The sequence below is a fragment of the Candidatus Desulfolinea nitratireducens genome, from assembly GCF_982879505.1.
Map to the genome: position 1 here is coordinate 1,790 of NZ_CEYOSI010000130.1, position 7,741 is coordinate 9,530.

Sequence of the window (7,741 nt, forward strand, 5' to 3'; positions counted from 1 at the left end):
ACTTGTAGTGTAATGAAAGATACTATTAATCAACCTCTCTTCTGTTGAGTGAATTACGCCCTCTGCGACTCCTTGCTTTGCAAGTAGTTCGATTTCTTCTGAGCTGGTAGACGGATTTTGTATGTCAGTGCTACCGATGAGTTTTAATACTGCCTCACTTGAGAAAGAAAGCATGCGCATGGGTAGATGGGTGAGACGAGAAAGAATTTTAAGGGGAGTGGTAATTGCCATCGCAATAGCTTCTGCATTTCGCAAGGCCAGGTGTTTGGGCACTAATTCGCCAAAAACAAGGGTTAAAAAGGTAATAGAGATGATCACTAATCCCAATGCCAAGCTATCTGAGTATGGTGCTAGTTCTTGAACTCGGGCGATCAATGGGGAGAGCATCTGAACTAACCTGGCTCCACCAACGGCTGAAGCAGCTGTTCCCACCAGAGTAATACCAATTTGCACGGTAGCCAGAAAATCTCCTGGTTGATCTTGGATAGCCAATACTTGAGTGGCCCTGTCATCACCATCTTCTGCCATTATTTCAAGACGTGTTCCGCGTGCAGTTACCAACGCCATTTCCATCGCAACGAAAAAACCATTTGCCAAGATTAATACACCGATAAAAACCATTACAGATAACATCAACCTACTTAGAAAGTAAAGCAAAAGCCTGCAAGACCAAAGCCAACTTGTCCTGGCGTGATAGCAACCTATTGCGGGCAATTCGCAGTGTGCCGATGGCCTGGTAAAACCTGGCTCGATACGCAAAGCTCACTGTATCCCAGTTCGAAGACATCTGATTGCAATACGCGGCAGCCAAAGCATTGGAAATATCCACGCCCTCGGTAAAATTGCCTCCATATTGAATGACGCTATGAGTTACGTCAGCCATCAGGCGTCCCAAATCGGCTGCCGGGTCTGCTCTTTCACTACGTTCCCAATCAATGGCTACAACACCACCTTCGGGGGGGAAAATAAAATTGGATGTAGTCGCGTCCCCATGATTTTGGGTTGGTTGGTAATCCCACATTATGGGATCCGTGACCCACTTTTCTATGAGATCCCCTAATCCACTTTGGACGCTGGGACAATTTTGGAGTACACCCTGTTTTGTCAGATTATCGACCAGTTCATATGCGTAATCTGCCGCTTGTCCGAAATCAGACGTAGATTTAGGCTTGCTTTCGTTCCCATGCAGTTTCGCAAAAAAAACGGCTGTAGCTTCGATAACACGAAGCAATTCGCCAGGTTGGCTACGCCGAACAGCTATTTTGTCTTCCAGTGTAAGACCCTCTACAAATTCTAAAAATAAAATGCCTTTCCATAACCCCAGCGGTTGAACAGATCGGAACTCAAGATTAAATCCTAAATTTTCCCAGACTTGCTGCGTTAGTCGATGCTCACGCTCTGCGTGCCGGTTGGCATCTTTATCCTTTTTGGGCGCATGAAATTTGGCGACAATTTTCCAGTCAGTTACTCTTTCACGGTATACATACGCAGAGCGGGAAAAACGGGCTACCTGCCAACTTTGGGAGGCAACTTCCTCTTCCAAGAAAGAAGCGGTTATATAATCCGTGATTGGGTCAGGGTTGGGCAAGGAAAGCCAGTCGCCAGCCTGATTATCGCCAGGGATTATGGGCGGGGATAAGAGAGTTGTCGGAGAATCTATCAAAATAGCATTCACTTGGGTTCTCCAGAAATCTTTTCAGTGGAGTAAGTTTGTCTTAGTTTGATAGGGTTGGCTGCTTTTTTTGCACTGACACGCAGATTGATCATTTCCACGAAGATGGAAAAACCCATCGCAAAATAAATATAGCCTTTAGAGATAGGCTGGTGCAGCCCCTCCATAATTAATGCCATGCCGATTAGCAAGAGAAAGCTGAGAGCCAGAATTTTTATTGTTGGTCGTCGGTTCACAAAATTACTAATCGCTTCTGCTGAAACAAGCATAATGATCACAGCAACTACTACAGCAGCGATCATCACCCCAATCTCTTCTACCATGCCAACTGCGGTGATGACGGAGTCAAGTGAAAAGACAATATCCAGTAGAAGGATTTGGATAATGACACTGCCAAAAGATGGCGAAATCCGTTTATTGGCGTGACCCTCCGCGCCCTCCAGTTTGTCGTGGATTTCACGTGTGCTCTTCGCCAGTAAGAATAAACCGCCTCCAATCAAAATAAAATCACGACCCGATACGGCTCTCCCGAAGATGGTGAAGATGGGTGCGGTCAGCCCAATAATCCAGGCTAAAGAAAGAAGTAACGCGATACGCGTTATCAAAGCAAGAGAGAGACCGACTTGTCTTGCTCTTGCTTGCTGATTTTCAGGCAGTTTTTCCGCCAAGATACTGATAAAAACCACATTATCAATGCCTAAAACAATTTCCAGAACAGTGAGCGTGATAAGCCCTATCCAGATTTCGGGATTTGTCAGCCATTCCATTTAACTTTTCTCCTGTTCACGAACCATATAAAGCAGATTGTCTTCCACCCTATATAATATGGGTGCCACCTGAATGCCTGGATAGAGCAAACGTAAGCGCTTTGCTTCGCTCAAAACAAAGTCAATCTCATTTCTGATTTCAAAACTGGGTGCAAAGCGCATGAAATGTTCTTCTGCCCTGCCTTTTTCCCACCCAGTTTTCTTTACAAGCCCGCTTATAAATTTTTCTTTCTTAGCAGCCAAACCAACCATGCCGCAATTATTATGTCCGACGAGCGCGATTGAACTCACTCCGCCGACAGCGATAGCATAAGAAACCTTAAATTCACTCTGGCTCAGATTACCTCCACCCGAACGAATGATATAAGCAAAATTGTCGGGTATTCGCAATCGTTTGCGGTTATCCATACACATGCCAATCAACAGATGCGCTTGCGTGTAAATGTCGAGAGGACGATTAAGATTATGGTATTCCAACATAAGCCCAATTGGGGTGTTTTGGTATTCTGGCGCAATATCATCTAATGTGGATACGGAAATAAGTCGGTTCATAGGTCAGGGAAAAAGCGGGAAGAAAATCGGTAAAGAAATCATGGTGACGATGAACAGGAAAAGAGTCAGTAATGCACCCACCCGGGCATAATCGAAGAATTTATAACCTCCAGGGCCGAAAACCAAAACGTTGGCCTTATGACCCACTGGCGTCAGGAAACTGGTTGCCGCCCCGATGACGACAGCCAGGGTAAATGTCAGGTGATTGACACCCAGGCTCATGGCCGTATCCAGCGCGATTGGAACCACCAGCACTATCGCCGCGGCATTGGACATGGGTTGGGTGATTAAAGCAGCCAGCAAATATATCCCAGCCAAGGCTGCCAGCGGACCCATGCTGCCAATGGTGTTCAACATCAGGTCGGCGATGTATTGGGCTGTTCCGGTGGTTTCCATAGCTGCCCCCAAAGGCAACATACCCGCCACCAGAAAAACCGTACGCCAGTCGATGCTGGCGTAGGCCTCGTCCATGCTCAGGCAGCGGGAAATAACCATCCCAACCGCACCCATCACCATTGCAAGAGAGATGTCTATGCCTGCAAATAAGACCAAGCCAATTACGAGCAGCATCAATCCAACTGCGATGGGCATCTTGCGGCGACGGTCTTCAGGGATATTGAGCGGCTCTAAGACCAAAAAATCGTTCTTCGATTGCAAAGCAGATGCGCGGCGGCGCGGACCCTGGAGTATTAAGTCGTCGCCAAATTTCAAATCTAAATCACTCAAACGTTCAGTGATAATCTTGCCTTGCCGTCGAATCGCTAGTGCCGTAAAACCGTAGCGCTCGCGTAAATTCAACGAACGCAGACTGCGATTTTCCACAGATGAACGCGGTGCCAGAGTTGCTTCCACAATGCCAATCTCTATTTCGCTAAGTTTGTCCAACTCAGCATGTTCTTTGTTTATATTAGCAATTTCCAGCCCTAATTCTTTTCTTGCGCGCAATAGGTTTTCGGTGGAACCTTCGATCAATAGAATATCATCCGGTTGGATAAGCGTATCGCGCTCCAATTTCGTGATGGTTTTACTGCCCCGCACCATAGCAATGACCGTCAAGTCGAAATCCGCGCCCAATTTAGATTCCAGCAAGGTACAGCCGGCCAGTTTTCCATCCGGTAAGACGCGCACTTCACCAATATATTTGCGCAACTCCCCTTTTACCTGGGCATCACCTGGTGGTTGTCGGACTGGAAGAACGTGTCTTCCAATGACAATCATATAGAGAACACCCGTGGCTAAAACAACCACTCCAATAGGCATAAAATCAAAGAAACCAAAGGTAGGCAGGCCTTTTTCAGCCAAGATGCTGGTTGCCAGAATATTGGCAGGGGTGCCGATCAGGGTGATTGTGCCCCCCAACAGGGATGAGAACGAAAGCGGGATCAAGAGCTTTGAGACCGGAATTTTGGTCTGCTTCGCCACGCTAACAACAGCCGGTAACAACATCGCGGTGGCCCCAACATTGTTCATGAAAGCGGACATCAGGCCGCAGGTTAACATGATGACTGTGATCAGGCGGATTTCACTATTCCCAGAGAGTCGCAAAATGAACTTTCCCAGAATATCGGCAACACCGGTCTTGAACAAGCCCCCTGAGACGATATATACTGCCCACACGGTAATGACTGCCGAATTAGAAAACCCTGCAAAGACCTCCTTGGGACCGACCAGACCTGTCAATCCAAGGGTGATGAGCACAAGCAGGGCGACAACATCCACGCGCAATTTTTCGGTGCCAAACACGATCAAAGCGCCAGCGATGATGGCTAAAGTGAGGGCAATTTCAGAAGTCATGGATTTTGTCCTATATGCGCTCTTACTAGAATGGCTAGAATAACCAGGATGAGTGGGTTTTCTTGTGTCAAATACTTATCCCTGGGACAGATAGAACCCAATAGCGAAAAAAATGCTCCACTGCCTTGTCATATGACCTTATCAAAAAAATATCCATCAGAAAAGAAGAATACCTGATATGCTCCCAAGCGTCCTTATGGTAACCTAAAAACAACCTAAAGTTTACCTTAAGGTTATTTTTAGGACTTGGATTCAACTTGTAAGAGCAACAGATTGATGTTCAAAGAATACCTCATAAGGCGTCCTAAAATCAAGGCATTTTCGCGGGCGTAGACATCTCCCTGTTCAGGATGCGAATCTGTTTGGGTGTGGCACTCAAGCCTAAATCACACCCTCCGCTCCGCTGCGAACGCAGGGGTGCGACACGGTTTTTTATCACTCCATCAACTCTTTGGATAAAATTGGTAAGCAGATTGTGAAGGAGCTTCCCTCTCCCGGAACACTTTCAAATTCTAAGCGACCTTGATGAGCTGCTACTAAATCATGGGCAATGCTCAATCCCAGGCCCATCCCTTGAGGAAATCGAGTTTCCCTGCGTCCATGAAAAAATGGGGTAAACACAAAGCCCTGATCTTCAGTTGGAATACCAAAACCTGTATCCTCTACTTGGATCCAGACTTCATTAGCCTGGACACCAGCCCCTACGATAATCGTGCCTCCCGGTGATGTAAATTTAATGGCATTATTTACAAGGTTTCCAATAGCCTGCGCTAGTCGTTCAGGGTCTATCTTCATCATGGGTAACTTATCTGAAATATTACTCTGCCAGTGTAATCCTTTGGCACGGGCGACCTCTCGTTGGGTATGAAAGAGATTGGGTAGCCACTTATTTAGGTCTATCAGCCGATCTTCCAGCACAAATGAGCCTACGGATTGATCGTATAAACCGGTTAAATCGTCCAGTAATCGACGAAGAATGCCAAGTTCATCCTCCATCCCAGCCAATAAATCCTGACGCAAAACCTTGTTTTCAATCGCACCTGCTTCCAATGCCTGGACGGCTGGTAATAACGCACCCAAAGGACGACCAATCTCATGCACCAGATTGGCGAGCAACTTTCGGCGAGTGGTTTCAAGGGTGTGCAGACGGGTGACAAGTGCTTTTATTGTTTGAATTAGATCACGAACTTCTTCTGGACCTTGTTCATCGGGCAAGTCAACTTCTTTTCCGGCAGCCAGTTGGTGAATTGACTCTGTAATTTCTCGCAATGCACGGCTCATATTCACAGCCAGGAAAAGCGCCAATCCTATCCCGAGAAAGATACCGACTGTCAAAACACCAATAATCACACGTCTGAGTGCTATAAACTGGCCGTATACATCTTTCAAATGATAGGTCATCTGGATCACACCTAGAAGAGAATCAGAATCGTCATGAACAGGGACAAAGACATCCACCACGCTGGCTTCCAGATCACGACTATATGCTGTCTGAATAAGAATACCTTCGGAAAGTAGTTTTTCAAATTTTTGCAAAAATATATCAGTGGGTTTTAGAGAGGGCGCGGTTGAGCCCAAGAAATTTCCCTGCACATCAAAGAGGGAGACATTGGGTCTTAGGATCGGTTCAAGCTTGATAAGATAGTTTTGTGCCTCTTGAGCTTCATCCCAGATATTTGACTGGTGTGCAGTTAGCTCGGCTAATATCTTCGCTTCGTTGGTCAACTCATCGGCAAAACTGTGCAACAGGATGCGCGTTTCCACTACATAATCCAACGCAAAACCAGTTAGAAAGATAATAATTAGAAGCGGCAGGCTGTGAGTGATGAGTAAACGAGTTCGTAAGGAGCGCATGATCAAACCTCTTGAGGTACAAGCTTGTACCCAACTCCCCGAACTGTCAAAACCCGCTGAGGTCTGTTTGGATTTTTTTCAAGTTTGGTACGCAATGCACGAATATGAACGTAAACCACCTGAGGCTGTCCTACATATTCTATTCCCCAAACTTTTCTCAACAAATCATCCGCAGAAAAAACATGCCCAGGCTGTTGGGCGAGCGTATTGAGCAATTTGAATTCAGTGGGTGTTAGCTCTATGGGTATTCCTTTCAATTTGACTGTATGGGAGCGAGGATCGATATCAATATCGCCGGCTGAAAATGCTTCAGGAGTAGTTATTACTTGTTGCTTTTTGTGCGATCGGCGCAACACAGCTTTGACCCGCGCCAAAAGAACGCTTGTCTCAAAAGGCTTGGTGATGTAATCATCAGCCCCCAGTTCCAAGCCTAATATCTCGTCCAATTCTCGTCGTCGGGCGGTGAGAAAGATTACTGGCACACCAACCTGATCGTTAAAATGGCGTAATGCCTCCAATCCATCCATGCCAGGAAGCCCAATATCCAGCAAAATCAAATCAACAGGTTCTTCACGAGTGAAGATTAGACCATCTTCAGCACTGGCAGCTGTTTGCACATCATAACCTGCTTGCGCTAAATGGAAACTTAAGCTGCGCCGAAATAGGGCATCATCGTCAATAAGTATAATTTTTCCTGGCATTAGTTATTCCTTGAGTGGTTTTCTTGATATTTGTACATCCTCGAAACATTTGAGGCAAAAGTAGCGATTTTATAAAAGACACTTTTCAGAATTATACACTTTGCAATTGTAATTAAATTAACAAAACCTAACGAGCTTAGGTTCATAGAAACGCCAATTTCTCATAAAATAGGAGCTAAAAAGGAAAAAAGCACCTTTTCAGGTGCTTTTTTGAGTAGCGGGGGCAGGACTCGAACCTGCGACCTCCGGGTTATGAGCCCGACGAGCTGCCACTGCTCTACCCCGCATCGCTTAGCCCGCCAATACTACCAGAGTTGAATATCTGTGTCAAGAAAATGTGTTAGCGTGTTAGCGATAAGTAGTAATGTCCTATTTCCGACAAGTTAAAATGTCCCCTTTTG

The 7,741-nt window shown here is 46.0% G+C and carries 7 protein-coding genes and 1 tRNA gene; all 8 read right to left on the bottom strand.

Features of this window, described 5'->3' with window-relative positions; translation table 11 throughout:
• A partial coding sequence (locus tag AC3DOM_RS11695; RefSeq protein WP_487919225.1) for a CNNM domain-containing protein occupies positions 1-633 on the bottom strand: 633 nt, incomplete at its 3' end.
• A 4-nt stretch (positions 634-637) separates the two neighbouring features.
• A complete protein-coding gene (locus AC3DOM_RS11700; RefSeq protein WP_487919226.1) occupies positions 638-1,675 on the bottom strand; it encodes a phosphotransferase family protein in 1,038 nt (345 codons plus the stop codon).
• Complete coding sequence (locus AC3DOM_RS11705; protein WP_487919227.1) at positions 1,672-2,439, bottom strand: TerC family protein; 768 nt, start codon at positions 2,437-2,439, stop codon at positions 1,672-1,674. The genes AC3DOM_RS11700 and AC3DOM_RS11705 overlap by 4 nt, the downstream gene beginning before the upstream one ends.
• Positions 2,440-2,991: a carbonic anhydrase gene (locus AC3DOM_RS11710; RefSeq protein ID WP_487919228.1), complete on the bottom strand. Its 552-nt coding sequence runs from the start codon at positions 2,989-2,991 to the stop codon at positions 2,440-2,442.
• A gap of 3 nt (positions 2,992-2,994) precedes the next feature.
• Positions 2,995-4,785 (bottom strand): SLC13 family permease, encoded by a 1,791-nt coding sequence (locus AC3DOM_RS11715; protein ID WP_487919229.1) that lies wholly within the window; start codon positions 4,783-4,785, stop codon positions 2,995-2,997.
• A gap of 435 nt (positions 4,786-5,220) precedes the next feature.
• Entirely contained in the window at positions 5,221-6,639 is a 1,419-nt protein-coding gene (locus AC3DOM_RS11720; protein ID WP_487919230.1) for a sensor histidine kinase, read from the bottom strand.
• Positions 6,640-6,641: 2 nt separating this feature from the next.
• A complete protein-coding gene (locus AC3DOM_RS11725; protein ID WP_487919231.1) occupies positions 6,642-7,340 on the bottom strand; it encodes a response regulator transcription factor in 699 nt (232 codons plus the stop codon).
• Positions 7,341-7,555: 215 nt separating this feature from the next.
• Positions 7,556-7,627: transfer RNA gene (locus AC3DOM_RS11730), tRNA-Met, on the bottom strand.
• Between the last annotated feature and the right edge of the window lie 114 nt (positions 7,628-7,741).

Excerpts from the sequence above, each read along its gene's own strand:
- AC3DOM_RS11710 (WP_487919228.1), bottom strand. The coding sequence starts at position 2,991 with ATGAACCGACTTATTTCCGTATCCACATTAGATGATATTGCGCCAGAA.
- AC3DOM_RS11705 (WP_487919227.1), bottom strand. The coding sequence starts at position 2,439 with ATGGAATGGCTGACAAATCCCGAAATCTGGATAGGGCTTATCACGCTC.
- AC3DOM_RS11715 (WP_487919229.1), bottom strand. The coding sequence starts at position 4,785 with ATGACTTCTGAAATTGCCCTCACTTTAGCCATCATCGCTGGCGCTTTG.
- AC3DOM_RS11725 (WP_487919231.1), bottom strand. The coding sequence starts at position 7,340 with ATGCCAGGAAAAATTATACTTATTGACGATGATGCCCTATTTCGGCGC.
- AC3DOM_RS11720 (WP_487919230.1), bottom strand. The coding sequence starts at position 6,639 with ATGCGCTCCTTACGAACTCGTTTACTCATCACTCACAGCCTGCCGCTT.